Raw genomic sequence first — 26,421 nt, 5'->3', positions numbered from 1 at the left:
GATATGGTCGCCTGTGCCCCGAGGAGCCATGAACTTCGTCTTCATCTCCCCCCACTTCCCTCCGCATTACCTTCACTTCATCTCTGCGCTGCGGGAGCGGGGCGTCACGGTCCTGGGCATCGGTGACGCGTCCTACGAGTCGCTCCGTCCCGAGTTGAAGGCGTCCCTGCGCGAGTACTACTTCGTCCCCAGCCTCATGGACGAGGATGCGCTCACCCGCGCGGCGGGCTACCTCACGTGGCGGCACGGCCGCATCCACCGCATCGACTCGCTCAACGAGTCCTGGCTGGAGGTGGAGGCGCGCTTGCGTGGGGACTTCAACGTGCCGGGCCTGCAGCCGGAGGACATCCACCGGCTGCGCTCCAAGTCCGGCATGGCGGAGGTGTTCCACGAAGCGGGCGTGCCGCACCCGGACCTCATCCGCGTCCGGGACGCCGCGCAGGTGAAGGCGTTCGCCGCGCGCGTGGGCTACCCGCTGGTGCTCAAGCCGGACGTGGGCGTGGGCGCCGCCAACACCTTCAAGGTGGCCAGCGACGCGGAGGTGGACGCGGCCCTGTCCCATCCGCTGCCCACCACCTACGTGGCGCAGCCCTTCGTGCGCGGCACCATCGTCACCTACGACGGCATCGTGGACCGGCACGGCGTCATCGTCTTCAACCTCAGTCACGAGTACAGCGACGGAGGCATGGAGACGGTGGTGGAGCAGCGCGACATCTCCTTCTGGAGCCACAAGGAGATTCCCCCCGCGCTGGACGTGCTGGGCCGGCAGGTGGTGGCCGCCTTCGGCCTGCGCGAGCGCTGGTTCCACCTGGAGTTCTTCCGTCTGCCGGATGGCCGCTTCATGGTGCTGGAGGCCAACCTGCGGCCGCCCGGCGGCTTCATGGTGGACATGATGAACTACACGTGTGACATCGACGTGTACCGGCTCTGGGCGCGCGTGGTGACGGGCGACCCGGTGGCGGACTTTCGCTTCACGCCGCGCTACCACGTCTGTCACAGCGCGCGCCGCAAGTCCCGCCGCTACCGGCACCCGCACGCGGACGTGGAGCAGAAGCTGGGCACGTCGCTCATCCTCCACCGCGAGCTGCCGAGCATCTACCACAGCCTCCTGGGCGAGGAGATGTACCTCACCCGCCACGCGGACATGGACGCCCTGCGGGACACGGTGCGCTTCATCCAGGACAAGGCGTAGCGCGCTCAGCGCTCCGTCCAGGTGAGCTGGTAGGTGGTGCTGTCCGCGTCCTCGTGGATGCGCGCCACGCGGGGGGACTCGGCGCCGCCCAGGCGCAGCAGGGATTCGAAGAGCGCCTCCGCGTAGCCGGGCGCGTCCACCCGCGAGTTCATCCGCATGGCGTAGGTGGTGGGGCCCTGCTCGGTGAGCTCCACCTCCGTGTAGTTGTCGGTGGCGCGCAGCGTCTGCGGCAGGCGCTGCACCAGGCGGCGGGGGCCCAGCAGCCGCATGACGCCGTACACCGCGCGGCCCACGACGGTGCGCCCGTAGCCCTGCACGTGGCGCTCGGCGAGCTGGCGGAAGGCCTCCTCCCGGGGCAGGCCCGGAAGGGTCTCCTCGACGATGACGTCGAGGCACTTTCCCCACAGGAGCACCGGGTAGCCCGGCAGCAGTGGCCGGTCCAGGTCGATGCCCGCCTGCCGCAACCGGTGCTTGAGGCGGGGTGACACGCTGCCGCGCAGCCCGTGCTCGAGCAGGCCCTCCACCACCTGGACGTAGACGAGCCGCTGCTCCAGGGGAACCGCCCCGCGGTGCTTCATTCGAAGCGCCTCACCCCAGCAGCCAGCGCATGGCGTGTGGCAGGCGCCGCTGCCAGTCCCGCTCGTGGTGCCCGCCGTGTGGATCCAACACCAGCGCCAGCTCGTGGTCCGCGTAGCCCAGGTGCTTGAGGTGCTCGTAGAAGGCCCGCGTGGATTCGCCGTAGTAGACGGGCACGCCGCTGGCGTCCGTGTACTCGTGGGTGCCCGCGTCCAGGTAGATGCGCGTCCAACGGCGGCTGTGCGCCGACCAGGCGCCGAAGAGCTGGCTGGCGCCCCACGTCACCGTGGGAGACAGGGCGCCGATTCGGCCGAACACCTCCGGATAGCGGCACCCGAGGTAGAGCGAAATCAGGCCACCCAGTGACGAGCCCATGGCGCCCGTCCACTGCGGCTCCGGCCGGGTGCGGTAGGTGCGGTCCACCAGCGGCTTGAGGTGCTCCACCAGGAAGCGGCCGTAGGCCTCGCCGCGCGCGTGCATCGGGCTGCGCGGTTCATTCCACGGCGAATAGTCGTGCATGCGCCCCGCGCCCGAATCCACGGCGACGATGAGCCACGGCTCCAGGCTTCCTTCGCCCACGCCGTGCTCCAACGCGAGGTTGGCGCACCAGGTCTCGAAGAGGGCGGATTCGGGGTGGGCGAACACGTTCTGTCCGTCGTGCATGTACAGCACGGGGAACCGATGGCCCGGCATCGCATCGTATGCGTGGGGGGTGTAGACGCGCACGGTGCGCGCGAAGCCCTCCTGGGGGGAGGGGAGGTCTCGGACGATGTGGACGTGGCCCATGGGAACCGGGTGCCAGCATACCTGGAGGGGGTGACCGGTCGGGAAGCGCTGGCCCCGGGGATGCACAGGCGACGGGCGGACCGCGCGGTGCTCCCAATCTGCGCGGAATGCTGTTTAATCTGGAGTTACCCCATGGAGCTGGAACACCCGCACCTGGCGGTCCTGCTGCTCACCACCGAGGCCGACCTGCGCGAGGCGCGCGAGGCCTTGGATGGCAGCGAGGAGTCACGCCTTCGCTACGTCGCCGCGGAGAGCCGCGCGGAGGCCGCGTACTTCCTGGCGTGGGACCTGCTGGAAGTCGACCCGCGCATGGGCCGGGCCTGAGCGCCTGGTACGCGTGTCCCGCCTTTGGACGGCGCGTCCGCGTGCCGGACGACCCGCGGGCAGGGCGCTGCTGTAGGGAATCGTGGTCCCGGATGTGCACAAGGCGCGGTGCGTGCGTCGGGTGCTCTGGGTGGGATGGTGTTTGGGTTGGTGGTTGGCGGGCGCGCTGCCCGTGCATGCCGCGCCGTATGAAGTGGAGCCTGAATCCGTGGGCGCGCAGGACCTGCTCGCGCTCGTGGAAGAGGGCGCCATCTCCGCCGAGACACTCTCCGCGCTGCTGGCCTTGCGACGGACAGGCGTGGACCTGGGGCTGGCGTCGCGTGCCTCGCTCTACGGCTTGCCGGGGCTGACGTACTCGGACGTGGACGTGCTGCTGCGGTCGCGGGGAGAAGGCAGCGCCGCGGGTGGCGCGTTGACGGAGGCGGCGTCGCGGCGGCTCGCGCCGTTCCTGGACGGACGCACGCCAGGGCGGTTGTCGGGTGACGCGCGGTTGATGATGGCCTTCGCGGCGTCGGATGGGCTGCCGCCACCGCTGGCGTTGCAGGTCCGCGCTGGAGGGCTCGCGGGGCTTCGGGTGGGACTGATGACGACGCTGGCCCGGCGGACGCTGGCGCCTCCGCGCAGGGACGCGCGGCGGCGTGCCTTCGTGGTGGAGGCGCCCGGGACGTCCGTCACGCTGCCCAAGCTGTACGTGCAGTGGACGGGAGCGCGCGCGTCGCTGCTGGCGGGGACGTACCGGCTGGGCTTCGGGCAGCGGCTCACGCTGGACACCACGGCGCTGCCGTCACCGGACGGGTTCCTTCCTGACGATGACGTGCGTCCTCCGGCGGGCTTGGAGCGCTCGTGTCTGGTGGGCAGCGCGGGTTGCGAGCCCGAGGAACGCCTGTCGGACGTCACCCCGGACTTCCGCTGGGACGAGGGCTTCCGGGGCGTTGCGGGCACGGTGCGAGGCCCATTGGGGACGTGGGCCGCGCTGTCGCTCACCGGCTTCGGCTCGTATCAGTCCCGTGCATTGGCACGGCACGCGGTGCTGGACCGCTCGCTGTGTCCGTCGTCCGCCCGTGGCGTGTGCAAGGCCCCTGATGTCTGGGTGTCCGTGGCGGAGGGCCGGTGGGAGAAGCTCACGGCGCGGACGCTGCCGGGGATGTTCCGAGAGCTGGCGGGCGGTGGCAACGCGACGCTGGCGCTGTCGTCGCGGAGCCATGTGGGGCTCACCGGTTGGATGGCTCGGCCCGCGTGGGGCCAGGAGGGGGCGCAGCTCGACTTCCAGCCCAACGCCCGCTACCCGGCGGGCGGTGCCTTTGGCGCATTCGGGCTCGATGCCGCGTGGGGGCGTGGCGCGCTGGACGTCTTCTTGGAAGGCACGCGCAGCTTCGATGCCGCGCCGGGGGGGGGCGGGGACTTCGGTGCGGTGCAGCGCACCGTGCTGTCAGGGGCGTCGCGCGAGCTGGAGCTGTCGCTGCGCTACTACGGGCGCGGTTTCGCCAATCCCTACAGCGGCGCGCCGTCAGGCCCGGATGCGCTGGAAGGCCTGCGCGTTCGCAACGAGCTGGGCGCCCGGCTGCGCTACCTCCACCGTGAGGAAGGCGCATGGCGGCTGCGAGGGCAGGTGGACGCCTGGACGCTGCCCGCGGATGGGGCGGTGTCCGGGAGCGCGGGCACGTTGCACGCGCGTGCCTCGGTGCGCGGGGACCTTCGGGTGCGGCCCTGGTTGCAGCCCTCGCTTCAGGTGGAGGTGCGTGACAACGGCGTGGGCGGGATGGGGGCGTGCGCGGATGACTCGCTGTCCGAGCGAGAGGTGGCGGACCTGTGCGCCAGCGCGCGGTACGGCGTCACCGCCCGGGTGCGCTCCGACGTCGCGAAGGGGGTGACGGTTTCGCTCCAGTACGGACACGCGCGCGTGCAGGCACCCGAGACGAAGGGGCTTCGCTACGACGCGCAGGCCGTGCTGGATGTCCGCGCCCAGCCGCTTTCGTCGCTGAAGTTGCATGGGCGATTGGTGTGGAAGGACCAGGACCTCTCCGAGCGCAGCCGGCTCCAACAGGAGCTGCGGACCGCGCTGGATGTCGCGTGGAGGGTGTCGAGCGCCGTGTCCGCCCGGGGCCGGTACGCGTGGGTGCTCGACTTGAAGGACGCGCGCGTGGCGCGTGTGCCTCCCGAGCCGCCGCGCCACCTCTTCCACCTGGAGTTGGAGACGCGCTTTTGACGGAGCTGAATGTGAGGGGGCAGGGAATGAAGGGCTGGGGCAGGTACTTGGGGTGGGGCTGGTTGCTGGGGTTGGCGGGCGCGTGGGCGTGTGGTGGCACGCCCCTGGACGAAGACGTGGACGCGGCGTGCGCGGGGCTGTTGCCCGGTGATGTCGCCATCACCGAGTACCTCAACGACCCGGTGGGGACGGACACGGGCCAGGAGTACGTGGAGCTGCACAACCCCACGCGCGGCCCCGTGGACCTGTATGGGCTGACGCTCTACGCGTCCCGCGCGGATGGCTCGCAGGAGACGGCCTATGCCGTCCTCGAGGCGCTGACGGTGGCGGCGGGAGACTACCTGGTGCTGGGCGACGTGCGCGACGGGCCGGTGCCCGCGCACGTGGACCACGCCTATGGCGACGGGCTGGGGGCGTTGGGGAACTCGGGCGGACGGCTGGGCATCCGGTGCGGAGAGCGGGTCCTGGACGAGGTCCCGCTCTCCGCGCCCGCGAAGAGCGGGGCGTCGCGCATCTACGACGGCCGCCTGGTGCCGGACATGGCGGGGAACGATGACCTGGCTCGCTGGTGTGACTCGCCCGACGCCGGTGCCGGCGGGACGTTCCAGGGGAGTCCTGGCGCCGCGAACGCACCCTGTGGCCCCATGGGTGATGCGGGTGTCCCCGAGGACGCGGGCGTGGTGGCGACGTGCAGGCCCGCGGGCGCCGAGGCCGTGAGACCTGTCCTGCTTCCGGCGCCTGGAGACCTGGTCATCACCGAGGTCATGGCCAATCCGCGTGGCGACGACACTTTGGGGGAGTGGGTGGAGCTGCGAGCCACGGCCCCCGTGGACCTCAACGGCGTGACGCTGGTCGCCGAGGCGGGGGAGGCGACGGTGAAGGCGGAGGGGTGCCTGTCGCTTTCCGCGGGGGAGTACGCGGTGCTGGCCCGTCGCACGGATGCCACCCTCAACGGAGGGCTTCCTATGCCCATGGCGACGTTCAACATGGACCTGCGCAATGCGGGCGGCCGGTTGCAGGTGAAGGCCGGGGGCGTGGTGCTCGACGCGGTCGATTACGGTCTGGCGGTGGATGGCGTGGCCACGCAGGTGTCCGCACCGCTCGCGGATGCTGCCCGGAATGACGCGCCCTCCGCGTGGTGCGCAGCCACGGCCGCCTATGGCTCGCGCGGCAACGTGGGGACGCCCGGTCGTGGGAATCGTGTCTGTGAGGGCGACGGGGGCACGCCGGGCGGCGTTGGCGACGGTGGAACCTCCGATGGCGGCGCGGATGCCGGGACGCTCGAGGACGGATGTATTGACCGGACCACCGGAAGGACGCGCGCGCGCAGGGGGCCCGATGGGGGCTCGCTCGTCCTCACCGAATTCATGGCGGACCCTCAGGCGGTCGCGGACGCCATGGGGGAGTGGGTGGAGGTGCTCGCGCTGCGCGACGTGGACCTCAATGGTGTGTCGCTGTCCAACGAGAGCGGAGGCCGCTCGACGTTCGACTCGGCGCTGTGTCTGGCCGTGAAGGCAGGAGGCCGCGCCGTCCTGGCGCGAAGTGAGGACGCGTCCCTCAATGGCGGGCTGCCCGCGGTGCTCGGCACCTTCAACTTCAACCTGGCGAATACAACGGGCAGCCGGAAGCTCGAGCTCTCGGTGGACGGGCGCGTGCTCGACGCCGTGTCGTGGACCGGCGCGGCCATCCCGGGTGTGTCCTCACAGCTCGACCCCGGGCGCAGTGACCCTCAACGCAATGACTGGCCCGGGAGCTTCTGTCCCGCCCCCGAGTCGGCCCGTTATGGCCGGGGAGACCGGGGCACGCCAGGAGGGGTGAACCGCGCATGCGCGCTTTGATGAAATGTGCGTTGGCCTGTTGGCTGGCGGCCTGTGGTGGAGGTGACGCGGAAGTCTCTTGCGGCCCCGCTTCAGGACGGGTGGCGGAGGTCCTGGATGGGGACACGGTCGTCCTGGAGGGCGGCGAACGTGTTCGCTACCTGCTCGCGGATGCACCGGAGCGCACGGGCGCGGGCGGTGACTGCTTCGGTCCGGAGGCGCATGCCTTCAACCGGGGACTCGTCGAGGGCAGGCGGGTCGCGCTGACCTATGGCGAGGCGTGCGAGGACCGCTTCGGCCGGCTCCTCGCCTACGTATCCGTGGATGGGCGCGAGGTGAACACGCTGTTGGTGGAGAGAGGCCATGCCTGCGTGCTCCACGTTCCTCCCGCGGGCCGTTCGAGACGCGCGGAGTTCCAGGCACTGGAGGCGCAGGCCCGGCTGGCGAGGCGCGGCGTCTGGGGGGCCTGCGCGCCCGTCCCCTGTCAGCGGTGAGCCACCTGTCGGACGAGGCTCCGCCGTGGCTGTCTCTCCCGCGAGGCATCATCCGAGCCCGACTCGGAGACGGGCAGTCCCGCCGGAGGATGGGATGTATCCCAATGATAACAGCCACGCGCGGCCCGCATGGAGATGGCGGGCGTTCCTGGTTGGGGGGCTGGTGAGGACATGCCAGGGCAATCATCGACCACGAAGGCGCGCGCATGAGTCCAAGCGTCACGCCGACGCTCTCGCTGCCGGACGTCTTGGATGTCCTGCGGGAGGACATCACCCGGCGCCTGATAGCGGGGGTGGGCGCCGCGCTCGGAGCGCTCGCGCCGCTGGCAATCGCGGAGGCGGGGGCCCTCCACAAGCTCGTGGGACGGCTCGGGGCGCTGCTCCGAGCCCCCTCCATGGCGGCGCGACTGGCGGAGGCTCGCACCCTGGGCCGTGAGTATGGACGTGAGCGCTACCTGGCGGGCTTCGGCATCAGCTCGCTGGTGCTCGAGTATGGCGCGCTGCGCGAGGCCATCCTCGAGAGCCTGGAATCCGTGGGCTGGGTCCCCGAGCTCGCGGGGCTGCGCGCGCTGGCCCAGGTGCTCGACGCGGGGCTGGCGGAGGCGGTGGGCCAGTCCTCGCTGGAGGACGAGCGCACCGCGCGGGCGACGGGGGCCTGGCTGCACGGGCTGCTCGACCACGCGCCGACGCTCATCTACGCCAAGGACACGGCGGGCCGGTACCTCTACGTGAACCACGGTTTCGAAAGGGCCTCCGGCAAGCTCCGGCGCGATGTGATGGGGCGCACCGACTTCGACCTGTTCTCCGCGGAGGTCGCCAGCACCTTCACCGGCAATGACCGGCAGGTGCTGGACTCCGGCCAGCAACTCACCATTGATGAGCACGTGCCGCTCCTCGACGGGCTGCACGTCTTCCAGTCCCTCAAGTTCCCCCTGCCGGACGCGGAGGGGCGCGTCGTTGGCGTGTGTGGCTTCTCCACCGACTTCACCGAGGCGAAGCGGCTGGAGCGCGAGCGGGACGAGGCCCGCGAGCACCTGCGCCGCATCATCACCCAGTTGCCCGTCATCCTCTGGGCCACGGACGCGCAGGGCATCATCACCCTCTTCGAGGGCGAGCGGCTGAGCGCGCTGGGATTGGAGCGAGGCGCCTACGTGGGACGCTCCGCGTTCGACGTGTACCGCGACCGGCCGGACCTCGTGGCCGCCACGCTGCGCGCCCAGGAGGGCCAGTCCTTCACCCTGGAGGTGGAGATGGCGGGCTCCTATTTCATGACGGGTGTCTCCCCCGTCATCGGGCCCGACGGCAGCGTGGTGAGCGTGGCGGGCGTGTCGCTGGACATCAGCGAGCGGCGGCGCGCCGAGGAGGTGCTGCGCCAGTCGGAGATGCGCTACCGGCTGGCCACGCTGGCGACCAGCGACGTCATCTACGACTGGGACCTGGACGCGGGGACCATCGAGTGGAGTGAGCTGGCCGCCGTCCAGTTCCGGCTGGCCTCGCGCGCCCCGCCGCGGGACCTCGCGTGGTGGGTGGAGCACATCCATCCGGAGGACCGCGAGCGGATTGCCCGGGACATGCAGGCCGTCATCGACCAGGGCGCGAGCCATTGGGCGGACGAGTACCGCTTCCTGCGCGGGGATGGCACCTGGGCCGTGGTCGCCGACCGGGGGCAGGTGGTCAGGGACGCCGAGGGCCACGCGGTGCGCATGGTGGGCGCCATGCAGGACATCACCGAGCGGCGGGCCACGGAGCTGGAGGCGAAGCGGCGCGCGGAGTTCGAGCAGCTCCTCATCGGCATCGTCAGCCACGACCTGCGCAACCCCCTGGCCGCCATCAGCATGTCCGCCACCGCGCTGCTGCGGCGGGAAGGACTGGATGAACGGCTGCGCAAGGGCCTGGGCCGCATCCTCTCCAGCGCGGAGCGCGCCACGCGCATGCTGAGGGATTTGCTCGACTTCACGCAGGCCCGGCTGGGCGGTGGCATTCCCATTGAGCCCCGGTGGCTGGACCTGCACGAGCTGACTCGGCAAGTGGTGGAGGAGGTCCGGCTCACCCGTCCGGAGCGGACGCTGAAGCTGGAGTGCCGGGGAGACGGCTACGGGCTGTGGGACGCGGACCGGCTGGCCCAGGTCATCACCAACCTGGTCAACAACGCGCTCAGCTACAGCCCGGAGCACTGCCCGGTGCGCATCCGCACGCATGGACTGCGCGACGACGTGCTGCTGACCGTCCACAACGCGGGCGGGCCCATTGAGCCGGAGCTCCGGGCCCGCATGTTCGAGCCGATGAAGCGCCCGGAGCGCAAGGGCGCCCGGGGTGGCGGACTGGGGCTGGGCCTCTTCATCGTGAAGCACATCGTGGATGCCCACGGCGGCGTGGTCCGCGTCCACTCCACGGAGCAGGAGGGAACCACGTTCCAGGCCCGCCTGCCCCGCCAGCCCATGCCGCCTGCTCGCCCGGACGTCGACGCTCCGTGACACCGTGACGCTTGCTCCAGGGGGCCCAGCCCGGCTAGCACTGGGTCCGTGGTGACACGTTTTCCCTGGAGGGTTTCATGAAGAAGGTCCTCATCGGACTGGGCATCGGCTGCGGTGTCTTCATCCTGGCGGGCATCGGCTTGATGCTGGCGGGTGGCATCTGGGCCAAGAACAAGTTCGGCGGCAGCATCGAAGCCATGCAGGCGATACAGGCCCAGGAGCAGGAGCTGACACAGCTCAACGCCAGCAATTCATTCAAGGCGCCCCCGGAGGGGCAGGTGCTGCCGTTGGACGAGCAGCGGCTGCTGGCCTACCTGACGGTGCGCGAGTCGGCGCTGCCGGCCTTCAAGGCCTTCGAGGCGAAGTCCAAGGAGTTCGAGGCCCAGCACGCGGGCGACGGTGACGAGAAGCCGGGCTTCAACGCGGCCGTGGACGCCGCGAGCCTGTTCATGGGGCTGATGGCGGACGTGCGCAAGGCGTACATCGCCGGCCTCAAGGCGCAGGAGATGTCGCCCGCCGAGTTCCAGAGCATCACCACCACCGTCTACGCCTCCATGGTGGCCGACAGCCTGGACCAGATTGGCGCCGCGGCGGCGCAGGGCTGGAAGATGATGGTGACGCAGCTGGCCGAGGTCGACAAGCGGCTGGCGGACGACTCGCTCGCCGACGAGGAGCGCGCGCAGTTGGAGGAGGCCCGGGCGCAGCTCCAGGAGACGCTGGACGCGATTGAGGAGCCCGGCGCGAACGAGGAGCAGCCGCTGTCCGAGGCATCCAAGAAGGCGGCCGCCGCCAACGTGGAGCTGCTGAAGAAGCACAAGGAGCGCGTGGAGCTGATGGCCAACGTGGCCTTCGACGGCTTCGTGCTGGGCGGTGCCGGCGCCGACGGTCAGGCCGCGGGCCTGGAGTAGCCGTTCCGCTGTGTCAGGGGCGTTCCCGGCTCAGGCTTCCCGTTCCACGGGGCGCCGGGCCGGGACGCCGCCGCCGCGCGTGCCTCCCTCCGCCGCGCGGGCTGGCCCACACCGCCCCTGTGTTGAGCTTGACGATGAAGGACCTGTCGTGGCCCGCCTGTGTCACCGGCGGTCGCCTGGCGATTCAGCGGAAGACCGTGTCGCCGGACTGCTCGGCCAGGTCCATCGCGAGCAACACCCGCACCACGCCCTGAAGGCAATCCACATCCAGGGCGGCACGCTCCGCAGGGCGGAGTCAACCGATGCATGCCTGCCTCCGCGCGGGCGCGCGCACCCGGGTTGTGCGCCGCGTTGCAGTTGCAGGCGTTTTTCACATGCGCAATGGATTGCGCCCGCCAAAGGTAGGCGTGTGTGGCCTTCCATCCACCCGGCCTCTCCCTTTGCGGCCAGCCCTCCGTGAGATATGCAAGCCATTGAACATGTCGAAAGTCACTTCGCGCGGGGAGGGGCGCGTGAACCTGTGAGGAATGGAGTTGGACGTCTGATGAACAAGGTCATCTTCGCCTGTGTACGCAACGCTGGCCGCTCGCTGATGGCGGAGGCGTTCTTCAATGTGATGGTAGACCCCCAGAAGGCGCGCGCCGTCTCCGCGGGGACGCAGCCTGGCGACAAGGTGCATCCCGAAGTGCTCGCGGCCATGCGGGACATCGGCATCGACCTGCAGGACGTGAAGCCCCGCCTGCTCACGGACGACCTGACCCGGGACGCGCAATGGCTCATCACCCTGGGATGTGGCGAGGCCTGTCCCCAGGTGCCGGGGCTCCAGCGCGAGGACTGGCCGCTGGAAGACCCCCAGGACAAGTCGGACGTCCTGGTCCACCGCATCCGCGACGAGCTGGCCGCCCGCGTGGCCGGACTGCTGGAGCGCGAAGGGTGGATGCGCGCCGGCTAGCGCGGCTTCGAACGCGCGCTCATTCCAGGTGGTAGTTGAAGGGCAGCTCGACAGTGACCCGGTCGCCGAGCGCCGGCGGTGGCGGTGGAAAGGGCGCGGCATGCCGCACCGCCTCCTGCGCGGCTTCGCACAGGAGGGGGTGGGGGCAGGGGCCCAGCACCCCCAGGGCCACCAACTGGCCCTGCACGCCCACGGAGATGCGCAGCACCAAGGACCCTTCGATGCCCGCCATCCGCGCCTCATGGGGATAGGGAACGTCCTCGAAGCGGTCGCGGAACATCTGTTCGAAGTAGCGCCGGGCCATGTCCTCGCGGTTGTCGGGGGCCGTGGCGGGCGGCGGCTCCACGAGCAACCCCGGGAAGCCGGGCCCCAGGGCGCGCTGGGTGATGCCCGCCGCGGCGCGGCCCGCCAGGCTGTCACGGTCATGGGCTGGGATGCCGGCGGGGCGCCCGACGGACAGCGGCTCCGCGAGCTCGGAGGCGCGTGGTGCCGCGGCGGGGCGCGGCGGTGAGGGGGCGCGCGAGGGGCGAGGCCTGCGCGCGGTCCGGGGCCGAAGGGGCGCGGGGGCTGGCCCGGTGACGTCCCCCTCCGGGGCCGAAGGTGGCAGGGCGGTCAGGCGGAGCACGAGGACTTCTCCCCGGGTGGTTTCGCCTTCGAGCCGTCGCGGCGTGCCGTGCCAGAAAGAGTCCGCGCCGATGAGCGCCGCGGCGTGCAGACCGATGACGGCCAGGACCAGCATCAGCGTGCGTTGACGGCTCCGGGCCTCTGTCTCGTGGTCACGGAAGGCCGAGGCGAACAGAGCATTCTCAGGCGCGCGGGCCTTCGCTGGTGCGTCCGGCATGGTGTGCCCCCTCTCCCGCCCGCGTCTCGCCACGGGATGGGGGTAGTGGCGTGCGTGCCGGGCGTGAAGGGTTCCTGGGCCGCGGGCGTGTGCGGCGGTCCGCACTCCGCCGGCGCGGTGTCAGGCGGCCTTCAGTGCGGGGACACCGGAGGCCGGGGTTTGCGGAAGACCACGGTGAGGTTGTTGCTGGGCATGTCCACCACGCGCTCACGCTCCAGGCCATGCAGGGCGGCCTCGGCGGTGACGGCCTCCAGCGACCTCACGCCCCACGTCGGGTTCCTGGCGCGGAGGGAGGCGTCGAACTCCAGGTTGCTGGGGGCCGTCTCGCGGCCCTCGACGAAGTAGGGGCCATACAGGACGAGCAGACCGCCGGGAGGCAGCACCCGGCCCGCGCCCCGCATCAAGCCCTGGCAGGCCGTCCAGGGGGCGATGTGAATCATGTTCACGTTGAGGATGACGTCCGCGGCCGTCTCCGGCCAGGACTCCGCGCTCGCGTCGAGCCGGCGCGGCGGTAGCAGGTTGGGCGGGCCTTCCTCGGTGCGCCACGCCTCGATGCTCTCCAGCGACTCCGCGTCCACGTCGGTGGGCTGCCAGAGGAGGTGGGGGAGCGCTCGGGCGAACCACGCCGCGTGTTGGCCGGTGCCGCTGGCCACCTCCAGCACCCTGCCGGAGGCGGGAAGGACTTCGCGGAGGACAGCGAGCAGGGGCTCGCGATTGCGTTCCGTGGCCGGGGCGTGACGCTTCATCCCCCGGGTTTCGCACATCCGCCGCGTTCCGGGCGAGCGCCGCCCTTCGCCAGTGGACGACCTGCGCGCCGCCCCGGGAAGCGAGTGGGCGGGGCGGGGCGTGGGCCTCCTGCCGTGACTCCGGGTCCGGGCTGGAAGAAACGTTCCGTCCACGCCCGTTTGTTTCCCACCCGGCACTTCCCAGCCCCCCGGGTCGAGCAGGGGTGTCACCCTCAGGTGGTCCCTGGGGGGTACATTGGGGGCATGGTTCCACGGCAGGTGGACGGGTCGGGCGTTATCTCTGGCGTTACCGTCTCCCAAAGAGGAAAGTTCACCCAGGGCTCCCCTTCCTGCCGGGCGAGCGGGCACTGGGATGTACTCCTGCGCCCGCGGGTTACACTGCCAGGCGTGGGTCCCAAGCAGGGCGGGGCGCTTCACATGTGTGTACGGTCCCTTGTTGTCGCGGACCTGCCTGCCACACCTTTAGGTGGGCAGGCCTGAAACCCAATTCGGAGGAGAGTCACCATCATTCGCGAACAGAGAAGCAGCCGCGGCGGGAGCCGCGACCAGAGAACCAATCGTCGCATCCGTGCCCGTGAGGTCCGCGTCGTCGGGTCTGACGGTAGCCAGCTCGGGGTCATGCCTCTCGAGGCGGCCCTGGACCGTGCCCGGACCGAGGGGCTGGACCTCGTTGAAATCAGCCCCATGGCCAGTCCTCCGGTCTGCAAGATCATGGACTACGGCAAGTTCAAGTACGAGGAGAAGAAGAAGGCCTCGGAAGCGAAGCGTGCCCAGGTCACGGTCCTGCTCAAGGAAGTGAAGCTCCGTCCGAAGACGGAAGAGCACGACTACGAGTTCAAGGTCCGAAATACCCGCCGGTTCATCGAGGACGGGAACAAGGCGAAGGTCGTCATCCAGTTCCGTGGGCGTGAAATCACGCACAAGGAGCAGGGCACGGCCATCCTCGACGACGTGGCCAAGGACCTGAAGGACGTGGCCGTCGTGGAGCAGATGCCCCGGATGGAAGGGCGTCTGATGTTCATGATCCTCGCGCCCACGCCGAAGGTGGCGCAGAAGGCCCGCGAGCTGGTTCGTCAGGCCGCCACCGCCGCCAAGCGGACGCCTCCTCCGGGAGCCCCGGGTGCGGGCAAGCCGGCGGGCGCCAGCAGTGGCGCTGGGGAGAAGGCGGAGGAAGCGGACGAGGAGAAGAAGGAAGCGCAGGCCGCGCCGGCAGCAGCCGAGGCGCAGATCCCGACGGCGTCCTGAGGGATTGCCGCCACGCGGTGGGTCTGGGTTCCCACCGCGTGCGGCGCCTCTCGAACGTGGGGAAAGTGTGGCCGCCGCCACACGGGCAGGCAGCCAGGCGTGGCTCGCCGCCCACAGGTCCGGCGTGGCTTGCCAGGGAAAGGCCGCCCGAGAGGCTGGCAGGCGACTTGAAAAGGAGGGTACTGCTGCCGCAGTCTGTCCGCCCGCGAACGCTCGCGGACCTCCTTTCATCAAGGACGCGTGATGCTGCCTGTCCTCCTCGCCGTGCTGCTGGCGCAGACGCCCGCATCCAATCCCCGTCAACAGGGCGTGCCCATTGGCAAGGGCAAGACGCTCCCTGTCGTCACCCTGTCCGCGCCGTCGGGTGGATGGACGGTGGACCGGATGATGCTCATCGAGGGCACCGTCAGCGACACCACCATTGACCCGGTGGTGGTGTCCATCAACGGCGACCGCTACCTGATGCGCACGTACCGCGGGCGCTTCAGCCGCAAGTTCCCCGCCGCCAGCGGCAAGAACGTCGTCACGGTGATGGCCACCAACCAGGCTGGCACCGCGCGCACGCAGGCCACCAGCTACGCGCAGATTCCGCCGGTGCCCTTCAAGGTGGTGCTCACCAGCGACACCGACGGCGTCTACACCGACCTGCACCTGTACGAGCCCACCGACGCCAGCGCCAAGGACGGCACCCTGGACGTGCGGAAGATGGCGCACGTGTACTGGGCCGACACCGCGAGCCCCTCCGGTGGCACCTTCTTCCTCAACTCGCAGGGCGGTGACTTCGACCAGCCCGCGTATGGCCCGTACCTCTACATCCACCGCTCGCCGCCCAAGGGCGTGTATCTGGTGGCCACCAACTACTGGCCCAGCGGTGACAAGGCCCACACCGTGGCCACGCTGAACCTGTCGCTCTTCGAAGGCACGCCGAACGAGATTCGCCGCATGGTGCGCATCCCCCTGGCCACGCCGGGCACCACCCGCGTGCTGGCCTGGGTGAACATGCTCGGGGATGGGCAGGCCGAGGTGTTCGTGCCCTCGCAGGACCCGCGTCCGAAGCACGCCGCGTGGCCGAAGAACCTGGATGAAGCCCTCAAGGCGCTCCAGTCCAATGGGGATGGCGGCGGCGAAGGCGAGTACTGACGCCTTTGTCGTCCGGGGTCTCCATGTCCATGCGCCGCGTCCTTCCCGTGCTCCTGCTGCTCCATGCGCCCGCGCCTCTGGCGAACGGAACGGTCGGGGTGCGGCCGCTCGTGTCGGCGCCGTCGGCATCGGGCGCGAAGCCGCACGACGCGGAGGCACCCACGGCGCCCGAGACGCGCGACGTGCTGCTCCGCCGGTGGGTGGCGCGCGTGGCGCTGGCCCAGGTCCGCAAGCAGGACGCCGCGTGGCATCCGGACCAGCGTGACTGCGCGGGCCTCATCCGCTTCGCCTTCCGTTCCGCGTACAAGCAGGTCGCCGCGGAGCGCCTGTCCACGCCGCTGTGGCGTGACGGCCGGGGCCGCCCGTCCGACTTCGCGGACGCGGAGGTGCTGCTCCAGCACAGCTTCCAGTTCCTGGGCCGCGACGACGCCACCCGCGAGTCGCTGCGCACCGGCGACCTGCTCGCCTTTCGCCAGGAGCAGGACGCGGGCCCCATCTTCCATCTGATGCTGGTGGTGCGCCCGGAGGACCGGGCCCATGCGCCCGCGCGCGTCGTCTACCACCCGGGGGAGAAGGGCGCCGCGGTGCGCACCGGCGTCCTCCACCACCTGGCCACCGAGGCGCCGCTGGAGTGGCGCCCGGTGCCGCAGAACGCTTCCTTCCTCGGCTTCTTCCGTTTCAAGGAGTGGATGTCATGACGTCTCCCAAGAGTGGCCCGCCCAAGGCGCTGCTCATCGGCGTGGTTACCGTCCTCGTGGGCGGCGCCGTGGCCGGAGCCTTCTTCCTGGGCCGGCGCAGCGGGCAGTCCGGCGACGGCGGTGGCACGGTCACGAACCTGCTCGGTGGCGAGCGCAAGGGCCCGCCCAGCGCGGGCGCCGGCGTGGAAGGCATGCCCGAGCCCGCGATGACGGCGCTGGAGGTGCCCGGCACGGCCGCGCCTTCCGCCCTCTGGGTGGACGTGCACCACCCGGGCAAGGTGCGGGATGCGCTGGCGGCCAACGTGTGGCTGCGCGACCAGCTCCAGAAGCCGCTGGGCCAGGGCTTCGTCGGTGCGTGGGCCGCCTTCTTCGGCTCCACCGGCGAGGACCTCCGGGCGGGCTTCAAGGGCGCGGTGCTGGACCTCTTCGCGGGGCAGTTGTTGGACGCGCCCTTCCGCGTGACGTGGTTCGCCGGTGACGCGCGCTCCAGCACGCCGGCCTTCATCCTCCCCAAGCCGGGCCGCGCCGCGACGTCCGCGTACGAGGCGCTGGACGGCGTGGCCAGCCGCGGCGGCATGACGGCGCCGCACTGCCCAGGCGGCGGCTCGGAAGGCACCTTCGAGATGAAGCGCTGGCTGGTGGCGGAGCAGACGCTGTGGGCGGGCCGGCTCAAAGACAGGCTGGTGCTCGCGCGCCACCCGGTGGCGGTGCTCCACGGCCTGTGCGCGGAGCTGCCGGCGCTGAAGGCGAAGGACGGCGTGGACGTGGAGCTGGGTTACGACCCGGAGGCCTACGGCCGCGAGGTGCAGCTCTTGTCGAGCGTGGTGGGCCTGGCCCCGGGCACGCGGCTCCAGTTCGGCGTGGAGGCGGGACGGCTGGTGGGCCGGGGCATCGCGGGCGAGCTGCTGGACGGCCCCGCGCGCCTGGACGCCGCGCCCCTATCCGACGACCTGTTGAAGCTGGTGCCGGAGGACACGCCGGTGCTGCTGGCCTTCCAGCTCAAGCTGCCGGAGTCGTTGGACCCCGAGACGCTCAAGGCGTACTGGGCGAAGGGCGGCGGCAAGGGCCCCACGCGCACGCGCCAGGTGGCGTTGGTGTGGACGCCGCGCGGTGATGCGAAGCTGCCCGTGGAGCTGGCCGTGCTGTGGGGCCGCACCGACGACGCGGTCGCGCTGGAGGGCCTGTTCTCCGGTGGCTACAACCGGCTGGTGCGCGGCACCCACTGCAACCACGTGGTGCTGGCGTCCAACGACGCGGAGCTGGAGCGCCTGCGCAAGGCGTGCGCGGGTCAGCAGCCCAACATGCTCAACGCCGCGGGCCCGGTGGTGGCGGGGCTGCGCGCGCCCACCTCGGTGGCGTTCGGGGTGAACACGGGCCGGCTGCTCAGCGGGCTCACCATGGATGGTTACCTGTCCGAGTTCCGGGTCAGCCGCAACGCGCCCATGCCGAGCGCGGCGCCCCCGGAGATCGAAGCGGCGCGGAGCGACCTGGAGTCGCTGCCGTACCTGGGCCTGCGCGGCACCGTGCAGGGCGATTCGCTGGTTCCTGGAGGTTTCGGGTCATGACGTGCCTCATCCGACTGGCGGCTCTGTCCGCGCTCCTGCTGTCAGGCGTGGCCCTGGCCAAGCCGCTCTACATCACCGTCCCGCGCTCCTATGGCACCCAGGAGCCGGTGGCGGTGGACGTCGCCTTCGAGGACAAGGGCCCCGTCGAGCTGCGCGTCCTCAAGCCGGAGAACCTGGACGCCTTCATCCGCGCCCAGGGAGATTTGCGTCGCGCGTACCAGACGCCGCCCACGCTGAAGAACCCGGGCCGCGCGCTCAGCCGTGGCTTCAACGCGGTCCGCACGCCGGGCATGTTCCTGCTCGACACGCTCAACCCCGCCTTCCGCGACGAGGTGGGAGAGGTGCTTCCCCGCGCGCCGCAAGCGTCGGGCTCCGGCGAGCCGCTGGCGAAGGTGGCCGAGGGACCGGAGCGCCTGGTGGGCGTGCCGCCCGGCTTCACGGTGACGCGCAGCCAGTGGCTGAACCTGGACCTGGGCGGCGCCGAGCGGGACTTCAACGTCCCCGGCTTCAACGCCAGTGGCCCCAGCGGCTTCCAGGAGCGCCGCGTCACGCTGGCGCCGCTGCCCGCGGGCACCTACGTGCTCCAGTTGGTGCAGGGCCGCGTGGAGGGACAGGTGGTGCTGGTCGTCAGTGACTTGACGGTGCAGCTCAAGCAGACGGATGGCCAGGTGCTGGTGCGCGTGGCGGGCCGCGACCAGAAGCCGCGCGAGGGCGCCGAGGTGCAGGTGTACCTGCCCAAGGGCAAGGGCCCCGTGGGGAAGACGAACGCGAAGGGCGAGGTGACGCTGGAGGTGTCGGAGCCGCGCGTCATCGCCACGGCGACGGCGGGCGGGGACACGGCCATCGTCGACACGGACTTCTACTCCGCGCTGGCGGTGGCGCCGGACGTGTTCATCTACAGCGACCGGCCCATCTACAAGCCGGGCCACGAGGTGAAGTTCCGCGGCGTGGTGCGCCAGCCGGACACCTTCCTGGCGCGCCTCTTCACGCCGAAGAAGCGCCAGGTGCAGGTGAAGCTCGTCTCGCAGGAGGGCCGCGCGCTCACCACGCGCGCCTCGGTGGACGAGTTCGGCGCCTTCCACGGCACGCTGAAGGTGCCGGAGGACCTGGGCACCGGCGTGCTGCGCGTGGAGGCGGAGGTGGACGGGCACCCGCACCAGGGCGAGGCCCGCGTGCAGGACTACGTGAAGCCGACGTTCTACCTGGAGATGGAGCCCGCGTCGGAGACGGTTGTGCCCGGCCAGACGCTGCGCGCGAAGGTGCGTGCCCGCCGCTATGCCGGTGGCACGCCCGACGCCACGAAGTACGAGGTGTTCCTCTACCGCAGCCTGCTGGACGCGCCCGCCTGGGTGGATGACGCGGGCAAGGGCGGTCAGGGCAGCGACGTGACGTACGGCAGCGCCTCCACCACGGAGGGCAAGCTGAGCGTGCCGGAGCGGCTGTACTCCTCCGTGGAGGCGCGCGGCGCGTATGAGGACCCGTGGTCCAGCGCCAGCGCCTTCGACGCCAACGGCGAGGCTGAAATCGAGGTGGCCGTGCCGGCGCTGGCCGCGGGCGAGGAGCGGCTGCCGTACCGGTACTCGCTCACCGTGCGCGCGCGCGATGACCAGGAGACCTTCGCCAACGCCACGTCCGCCTTCTTCCTGTCGAAGGTGGAGGTGCTGGGCCTGGCGCGCTACTCCGACGCGGTGGTGCCCAAGAGCGGCGACGCGACGCTGGCGGTGCGCGCCACCACGCTGTCGGGCAAGCCCTACGGCGTGACGCAGGGCGAGGTGGAGTTCGTGCTGCGCAAGGCGGATGGCGCGGAGAAGAGCCTGGGCAAGCGCTCCTTCTCCACGGCGGCGGATGGCACGCACCGCGAGAAGGTCCCCACCTCGGACGTGGGCACCGTGCTGGCGCGCGTGGTGGTGAAGGACAAGAACGGTGAGACGTGGCAAGGCGAGGAGTCGCTGCTCGTCATCGGCGGCGCGGACGAGCCGGTGGCGCGCGTGCCCAACCTGACGCTGGCCTCGCTGTCCGGGACGCTGGCGCCGGGAGACACCGCGAAGCTGGTGGCGCTGATGCCGGACAGCTGGGGCTCGGGTGGCCGTGACGCGGGCCCGGTGTGGGTGACGCTGTCGGGCGCCTCGCTCTACGACACGCAGGTGGTGGAGCTGACGGGCCGCACGCTGGTGCACAGCTTCAACGTGGAGAAGCGCTTCGGCAGCGCGGTGTACGCGTCCGTCGCGTACCCCACGGCCACGGGCCGCTGGGAGGAGCGCACGGTGGCCTTCCGGGTGATTCCGCGCGAGCGCACCCTCACGGTGGAGCTGCAGCCCCGCCGCGCGGAGGCCACGCCGCTCACCGAGCAGAGCATCGACGTGCGCGTGGTGGACCACGAGGGCCGCGGCGTGGTGGCGCAGCTGTCCGTGGGCGTGGTGGACAAGGCCGTCTACGCCATCCAGAGCGAGTTCCGGCCCAAGGTGCTGGACTTCTTCTACCCGCCGGCGCGCAACAACGTGTCCAACTTCTTCTCGTCGGAGTTCCAGGGCTACGGCTACGGCGAGGCGCTGGCGCGGAAGATGGCGGGGCTGCCGGACCACGCCTTCGCCTCCATCAAGCCGCCCAGCCGCCAGACGAAGGACCTGGAGCGCGACACCGCGCACTGGGACCCTGCGGTGGTGACGGACCGGGATGGCCGCGCCACGGTGCGCTTCACGCTGCCCTCCAACCAGACGCTGTGGGTGGTGACAGCCGTGGCGGCGGACACCTCCGGCCGCTTCGGCGAGGGCACCTCCGAGTTCGCCACGCGCGGTGGCCTCAACCTCTACGCCGCGCTGCCGCAGTTCCTCCGTGAAGGCGACGAGGCGGTCGCCTCGGTGCGCCTGTCGGCGGGGGAGAAGTCGCCGGCCAGCCAGCTGCTGGACGTGAAGCTGGCGTCGCTGGGCGCGCTGAAGGCGGACCAGTTCGAGCACAAGGTGGAGCTGGCGAAGGGCGGTGAGCAGGTGGTGCCGCTGACGCTGAAGGCCGCGTCCACGGGCGCCGCGCAGCTCGCCGTGAATGTGGCGGGCGGCAAGGACTCGCTGAGGGACCTCAAGCGCTTCGACGTGGGTCCGGCGGCGGTGGAGGACGTGGTGAAGGTGAGCGCCTGGGGCGGCGGCGCGCTGGAGGTGCCAGCGCCTCAGGAGGCGACGCTGGCGCGCGTGGAGCTGGTGCTCCAGCCGTCCATCGTGGACGCGGCGCTGTCCAACGTGCGCGAGCTGCTCACGTACCCCTACGGCTGCCTGGAGCAGCTGGTGTCCACCACCGTGCCCAACGTGGCGGTGTATCAGGTGCTCCAGAAGGCGGGCGCGCTGGCGAAGCTGGACACGGACACGCAGGCGCTGCTGGCGGAGGCGCGCAGCCGCTCCGTGCAGGGCACCGCGCGCATCCTCGACATGTCGGTGAAGGGGGGCGGCTTCACCTGGTTCGGTGGCTATGAGACGCCGAGCCTGCCGCAGACGCTCATCGCGCTGGATGGTCTGGCCTACGCGGCCGAGGCGGGGCTGGTGGACCGCGCCGACCCGCGCCTGGTGGAGAGCGCCCGCTGGCTGGAGGCGCAGGAGGGCCTGCCGCCCGAGTACGACGCCACGCGCGCCTACGTGCTGGCGCGGCTGGAGGGCTCCAAGCAGGCCGCGCGCGTGCGGGCGCTGGTGCAGGGCGCGGAGGGCGGGGACCTGTACCCGCTGGCCCTGGCGGTGCTGGCCGCGGAGAAGGCCGGCGTCATCAAGGAGCCCGCGCTCCAGACTCAAATCAACGCGCTGGTCGCGCGCAGCGCGCAAGGCTACGCCACGCTGGCCGCCCTTGCGCCGGGCCAGTCCCTGGAGCAGTCGGAGGCCTTCTTCCGCTTCCCGCTGCGGCGCGTGGGCATGACGGCCATCGCCGCGCATGCGGCCTCGTTCGGCACGTTGGACATCACCCGCGCGCGCCGCCGCATCCTGGAGCTGCTGTCCGAGCCTGACCTGTCCACCTTCGACCGGAGCACCACGCTGCTGCACTCGCTGTGGCTGCTGGAGCGCGACGCGAAGGCGATGCAGGGCATGAAGGCGCCCGAGGTGAAGGGCGTGAAGACGCCGGTGAAGTTCGCCCCGCGCGGCCTGGGCCTGGTGGCGGTGCTGGCGCCGGGCACGCGCACCGTGGACGTGGGCGGCTTCGACGGCGTGGCCACGCTGCGCGCCACCACGCGCACGCCGCTGTCCGCCGTGCAGCCGAAGGCGGAGGGCATGTCCATCCAGCGCGCCTACTACGTGCTGCGCGAGGGCGGGAAGGTGCGGCTGGGCGCGGGCGACACCGTGTCCCAGGGTGAGGAGGTCTACGTGGAGCTGACGCTGGACGCGCGCGGCGACAACCGCGTGCGCTCGGCGTACTACGTGGTGGAGGACGCGGTGCCCGCGGGCTTCGTGCCGCTCCAGGAGGACAAGGCCTTCCGGGGGCCGCCGCACTCGCTGCCGCTGGTGCCCGAGGCGCTCAAGCGCCGCGTGCTCAACCCGGAGCGGGCGACGTTCTTCTTCGAGGAGCCGGCCTGGTGGAGCGACAGCCCGCGCACCGTGGGCTACGTGCTGCGCGCGCAGTTCGCCGGCACCTTCTCCGCGCCGCCCGCGCACATCGAGGACATGTACGCCGCCAGCATCCACGGGCGGACGGCCGCGGACTCGCTGAAGGTGGTGCCCTCCAAGAAGCACCTGGGCGACCTGTAGTCCATGGGGTTGGCCGTCACGGTGGCCGTGCTGCTGGCGGCCACCCCCACCTTCGTCACTCGCGGCGACGTGACACCCGAGGCCGGGCTGCGCCGCGAGGCCGAGGCCGCCTGGACGGCGCTGGAGGCGCGTTACGTCCAGGAGGCCGGAGGCGCGCCGGCGAAGCCCCCGGCCTCCATCGTCCTCCAGAAGGGCGCGGCGCTGACGCTCCAGCGCAACGGCCAGGGACGCCCGGGGCTGGTGGAGCTTCGGCAGAACACGCCGGGCGTGCTGGATGAGCGGCTGCGGCTGGCGCTCCGGCACGAGCTGGCACACCAGTTCCTGTGGTGGGCGTGTCCCCAGTCCAGCGAGGACCGCCTCTTCCACGAAGCCTTCTCCGTGGCGGTGAGTGGCGAGCTGCCCTCGTGGAAGGAGGGGCCCTATCTGTCGTTGTCCCGCGCGGCGTCGGTGCTGGCCGGGGCGCCGGAGGTGGACACGCCCCGGGCCCGCCGCGCGCTGGCGCGGCTGCTGAGCGAGTCCCCGGGCTTTCCGCCGGCGCTGTCGCGCAGGCTTCGGCAGTGCCAGGACGGCGCGCGGTGGGCGTCGCCGCTGTCCATCGACGAGCTGGCGGGCGTGGGCGTGCGCGAGGCCCGGCCCGCGACGGTGGTGGTGAGCCGCCATTCGGGAGAGGTGTTGCTGTCGGAGGGCGACGTGCGGCGCGCGCTGCCGTACGGCTCGGTGCTCAAGCCCTTCCTGTACGCGGCGGGCGCGGAGCACCCGGCGCTGCCGCCGCGCCCGGGCGTGCCGGAGTGGGGCTGCGGCGCGGGGTTGCCGGCGAAGGTGGACGCGCGCACCGCGCTGCTGCGTTCGTGCAACGGCTACTTCCTGGACTGGGAGGCGCGGGGTTCGGCGCCCCGGGCCTTCGGCGCATGGGGGCCGGTGCTGGCCTCGGTGGGACTGACGGGCCTGCCGGAGGACATGGCGGAGGCGACGGGGCTTCGCTCCACACTGGCCGTGTCGCCCTGGGGCGTGGCGCAGGCGTACCGGCTGCTGGCGGAGGCTCGGCCAGATGTGGTGGCGCTGCTGGCGGACAATGCCGCGCGCGGCACGCTGGCGGAGTTGCCCGCGTCGAAGTCACTGGTGGGCGTGGCGACCAAGACGGGCACCGTGCGCGACGCGGCGAGCCGGCCCCAGTTCGGTTGGATTGCCGCCGTGGACCCGGATTTGGTGGCGGTGGTGGTGCGGCCCGGCGCCATGCCCCGCCAGTTCGCGGAGGAAGTGCCCAAGGCGCTGGCGCGCGCGCGCAAGCAGGCGGGCCTGGAGGCCGCGCGCGTGCAGGTGCTGGGGCTGCTTCCACCGGGGGACGTCGAGGCGCGGTGCTCCGGCGCGGGTTTCGCACTGGTGGAGGGTGTGCCGCGCGCGGGCGCGGAGACCTGGGCACCCCTGGCATCTCTCACCCAGCGTGGCGCGGCCGTGTGTCTGGGCGCGCCCTGGCGCGTGCGCTTTCCCGGTGGTCCCGCCGAGGGCCGTGACTACGCGGGCGTCTTCATCACCTCCGAGCCGCCGCCGTACCGGCCGCCGCCGGGCGTTCCCACCACCCCCAGCGCCATGAAGGCGCGGCGCGGCTCCGACTTCGTCTTCCGCACCACGCGCCTGCAATACGCGGCGGGCGTGGTGTCCGCCGAGGACGTGACGCTGACGGGCGAGGCTCGTGTGGCGCTGGCGCGGGTGGTGGCCCACAACGAGCAACATGGCCACAGCCGTCACCCGGGGCGCCCCGTCTGTGACACCACGCACTGTCAGGCCTTCCGCGGCACCGTGCGCGTGCGGTCCGAGGACGCGAAGGCCCTGGGACTGGCGCCGCTGAAGTGGCGCAAGTGGCTGACCTTCTCCCAGGGCGGGGAGGAGCCCTGGCGGCAGGCGCGGCCCCGCGCGGAGGTGGAGCGGCTGTTGGGGCGCGGGCTGGTGTCGCTGCACTTCAAGGCGGGGCGGGTGCACTACCTGCGCGCGGAGACGGAGGGCGACGCGACGTTCGACACCGCGCGCTCAATGCCGTGTGACTTGCTGCGCTCCGGTTTGAAGCTGCCGTCGTGCCCTCGCACCGCGTCATTCAATGGCGAATCACTGATGTTCGAGGGCCGTGGCCGTGGCCATGGCGAGGGCTTGGATGTCGAAGCCGCCAAGGCCGCGGGTGCGGGCAGCGATGTGATACTCGATGACGCATACGGGCAGTGAAGATAGACAAGAAAATTTTGATGCGTATAACTGGTTAAACAGTTTAAAACTGAATTGCATGAAATTGTGTCAGGGCTGGGCGTAGAGTGGCTTGGCCCGTCCTTCCCGGCGGGCCCTCATCGTTAGGAGTGGTCGCCCATGCGCATCACCCGTACCGCCTCTCGCAGAAAGCTGTTCGGCGCGCTGCTGTGTACCCTCTCTGTCGCGGCCTGCGGCCCGGCGCCCGAAGGAGAGCCCTCCGGTGAGAAGCCCCCCGAGACGGGTTCGCAGGAGCATCCCGTCGTCTATGGCACCGACAACCGCACGGACGTCTATGCCTATCCGGCGTCCGTGCTGCGGACCCGGGCCGAGAAGTCCACCGTGGCGCTGATGAATCCGTCGGACTTCAACACCTCCAATCCCAACAACGTCACCTTCAACGCCAGCACGCTGCAGAGCGCCTACAACCTCTGCTCCACGCAGCGCTTCCTGAATGACCCGACGCCGGCCTTCTGCTCGGGGACGCTCATCGATGATGACCTGGTGCTCACCGCGGGGCACTGCATCACCAGCGCGTCCGCCTGCGCCAACACGCGCTTCGTCTTCAACTTCTACCGCACGTCGGCGACGACGCTGCAGACGGTGACCACGGCCGACATCTTCTCCTGCCAGTCCATCGTCGCGCGCCAGCAGGGCACGGTGGGCGGCCGCAACCTGGACTTCGCCGTCGTCCGGCTGGACCGTCCCGCCACGCCGCGCTTCGAGCCGGCGCCCGTTCGTCCGGGCAACACCGCCCTGCCGCTGAGCACGGGCGTGTCCGTGATTGGTTCCGGCAGCGGCATCCCGTTCAAGATTGACGACGGTGGCTGGGTGCGAGACGCCCGCGCCGGCACGCTGGACTACTTCGTCGCCAACACGGACACCTTCGGTGGCAACTCGGGCTCGGGCGTGTACGAGAACAACAACGTCACCGTGGCCGGCATCCTGGTCCGGGGCGTGACGGACTACGTCAGCCAGGGTGGCTGCAACGTCGTGAACCAGTGCACCGACACGGGCTGCGGTGGCGAGTCCATCACCTACGTGCGTCCCGCCATCGACGCGTACTGCGCCGTCGCGGGCAGCATGCGCCTGTGCGGCACCACCGAGCCGCCCCCGCCCCCGCCGGTTCAGACCTTCACCTTCTCCGCGACCAACACCAACAGCGCGCAGCAGAACACCACCAACGTCAGCGTGACGCTGGCGGCTGGCCAGACGCTGTCCTTCGGCACCTGCTCGCTGCCGCAGGCCACGGCCACGGGCGACACCTACCTGCGGCTGTACAACACGGCGACGAACACCCAGGTGGCGGCCAACGACGACTCCTGCAGCCTGCTGTCCTACGTGTCCTTCACCGCGCCCGCGGCGGGCACGTACCAGATGCGCGTCGGCTGCTACTCCAGCGGCAGCTGCAGCGGCACGGTGGCCTACTCCATCCAGTAGCACCGCTTTGACGTGAGGGCGCGGGTGGCCCTGCCGCCACCCGCGCCCGTAGCTTCGCAGGCAACACCTC

General features: G+C 71.2%; 19 protein-coding genes. 15 read left to right on the top strand and 4 right to left on the bottom strand.

Going from position 1 to position 26,421, the window contains the following annotated elements; all coding sequences use genetic code 11:
- Positions 1–28: 28 nt before the first annotated feature.
- A complete protein-coding gene (locus BLU09_RS05270; protein ID WP_186817970.1) occupies positions 29–1,192 on the top strand; it encodes an ATP-grasp domain-containing protein in 1,164 nt (387 codons plus the stop codon).
- 5 nt (positions 1,193–1,197) lie between these two features.
- Here the strand turns inward: BLU09_RS05270 and BLU09_RS05265 are convergent, their stop codons facing one another.
- Together BLU09_RS05265 and BLU09_RS05260 are read right to left on the bottom strand one after the other, a co-directional pair.
- Positions 1,198–1,770, bottom strand: coding sequence for a DUF2378 family protein (locus BLU09_RS05265; protein WP_090486304.1), 573 nt, complete (start codon positions 1,768–1,770; stop codon positions 1,198–1,200).
- 10 nt (positions 1,771–1,780) lie between these two features.
- Positions 1,781–2,554: an alpha/beta hydrolase gene (locus tag BLU09_RS05260; RefSeq protein WP_090486299.1), complete on the bottom strand. Its 774-nt coding sequence runs from the start codon at positions 2,552–2,554 to the stop codon at positions 1,781–1,783.
- A 132-nt stretch (positions 2,555–2,686) separates the two neighbouring features.
- Between BLU09_RS05260 and BLU09_RS05255 the strand changes: the two genes are divergently transcribed.
- From BLU09_RS05255 to BLU09_RS05220, 7 genes are all read left to right on the top strand, one after another.
- A complete protein-coding gene (locus BLU09_RS05255; RefSeq protein ID WP_090486295.1) occupies positions 2,687–2,878 on the top strand; it encodes a hypothetical protein in 192 nt (63 codons plus the stop codon).
- Between the two features lie 112 nt (positions 2,879–2,990).
- Positions 2,991–5,084: a hypothetical protein gene (locus tag BLU09_RS05250; RefSeq protein WP_244171427.1), complete on the top strand. Its 2,094-nt coding sequence runs from the start codon at positions 2,991–2,993 to the stop codon at positions 5,082–5,084.
- A 26-nt stretch (positions 5,085–5,110) separates the two neighbouring features.
- On the top strand, positions 5,111–6,922 hold the full coding sequence (locus BLU09_RS05245) for a lamin tail domain-containing protein (RefSeq protein WP_090487047.1): 1,812 nt from the start codon (positions 5,111–5,113) through the stop codon (positions 6,920–6,922).
- A gap of 80 nt (positions 6,923–7,002) precedes the next feature.
- Entirely contained in the window at positions 7,003–7,395 is a 393-nt protein-coding gene (locus BLU09_RS05240) for a thermonuclease family protein (protein WP_244171426.1), read from the top strand.
- A 206-nt stretch (positions 7,396–7,601) separates the two neighbouring features.
- On the top strand, positions 7,602–9,869 hold the full coding sequence (locus tag BLU09_RS05235; protein WP_090486286.1) for a PAS domain-containing sensor histidine kinase: 2,268 nt from the start codon (positions 7,602–7,604) through the stop codon (positions 9,867–9,869).
- Between the two features lie 77 nt (positions 9,870–9,946).
- Complete coding sequence (locus BLU09_RS05230) at positions 9,947–10,777, top strand: hypothetical protein (RefSeq protein WP_090486283.1); 831 nt, start codon at positions 9,947–9,949, stop codon at positions 10,775–10,777.
- Between the two features lie 544 nt (positions 10,778–11,321).
- A complete protein-coding gene (locus tag BLU09_RS05220) occupies positions 11,322–11,729 on the top strand; it encodes an arsenate-mycothiol transferase ArsC (protein WP_090486280.1) in 408 nt (135 codons plus the stop codon).
- Positions 11,730–11,748: 19 nt separating this feature from the next.
- Here BLU09_RS05220 and BLU09_RS05215 read toward each other — a convergent pair whose 3' ends face one another.
- Both BLU09_RS05215 and BLU09_RS05210 read right to left on the bottom strand, forming a co-directional pair.
- Positions 11,749–12,570 (bottom strand): TonB family protein, encoded by an 822-nt coding sequence (locus tag BLU09_RS05215; RefSeq protein WP_090486277.1) that lies wholly within the window; start codon positions 12,568–12,570, stop codon positions 11,749–11,751.
- A 131-nt stretch (positions 12,571–12,701) separates the two neighbouring features.
- Positions 12,702–13,316, bottom strand: coding sequence for a DUF938 domain-containing protein (locus BLU09_RS05210; protein ID WP_090486275.1), 615 nt, complete (start codon positions 13,314–13,316; stop codon positions 12,702–12,704).
- Between the two features lie 504 nt (positions 13,317–13,820).
- On the opposite strand from BLU09_RS05210, the gene infC reads away from it, so the two are divergent.
- The 7 genes from infC to BLU09_RS05175 all read left to right on the top strand — a co-directional run bounded on the left by infC (position 13,821) and on the right by BLU09_RS05175 (position 26,351).
- On the top strand, positions 13,821–14,561 hold the full coding sequence (gene infC, locus BLU09_RS05205) for a translation initiation factor IF-3 (protein ID WP_090486272.1): 741 nt from the start codon (positions 13,821–13,823) through the stop codon (positions 14,559–14,561).
- A gap of 243 nt (positions 14,562–14,804) precedes the next feature.
- Entirely contained in the window at positions 14,805–15,701 is an 897-nt protein-coding gene (locus tag BLU09_RS05200; RefSeq protein ID WP_090486267.1) for a DUF2135 domain-containing protein, read from the top strand.
- A gap of 29 nt (positions 15,702–15,730) precedes the next feature.
- A complete protein-coding gene (locus BLU09_RS05195) occupies positions 15,731–16,399 on the top strand; it encodes a DUF1175 family protein (RefSeq protein WP_090487043.1) in 669 nt (222 codons plus the stop codon).
- On the top strand, positions 16,396–17,964 hold the full coding sequence (locus BLU09_RS05190) for a hypothetical protein (protein ID WP_186817969.1): 1,569 nt from the start codon (positions 16,396–16,398) through the stop codon (positions 17,962–17,964). Before BLU09_RS05195 ends, BLU09_RS05190 begins: the two co-directional genes overlap by 4 nt.
- The gene (locus BLU09_RS05185) at positions 17,961–22,679 is read left to right on the top strand and encodes an alpha-2-macroglobulin family protein (RefSeq protein ID WP_090486261.1); all 4,719 of its coding nucleotides are present in this window, start codon (positions 17,961–17,963) and stop codon (positions 22,677–22,679) included. Before BLU09_RS05190 ends, BLU09_RS05185 begins: the two co-directional genes overlap by 4 nt.
- Before the next feature lie 3 nt (positions 22,680–22,682).
- Positions 22,683–24,893, top strand: a complete 2,211-nt coding sequence (locus BLU09_RS05180) for a SpoIID/LytB domain-containing protein (RefSeq protein ID WP_090486258.1) — start codon at positions 22,683–22,685, stop codon at positions 24,891–24,893.
- Between the two features lie 138 nt (positions 24,894–25,031).
- Positions 25,032–26,351 carry a trypsin-like serine protease gene (locus BLU09_RS05175; RefSeq protein ID WP_090486255.1) on the top strand — a complete coding sequence of 440 codons (1,320 nt, stop codon included), beginning with the start codon at positions 25,032–25,034 and terminating at the stop codon, positions 26,349–26,351.
- The last annotated feature ends 70 nt before the right edge of the window (positions 26,352–26,421 follow it).

Origin of the sequence: Myxococcus virescens, from assembly GCF_900101905.1 — a bacterium.
Taxonomy (GTDB): domain Bacteria; phylum Myxococcota; class Myxococcia; order Myxococcales; family Myxococcaceae; genus Myxococcus; species Myxococcus virescens.
The sequence above is the reverse complement of the archived record's forward strand: the minus strand, read 5'-3'. Positions and strand labels throughout refer to the sequence as shown.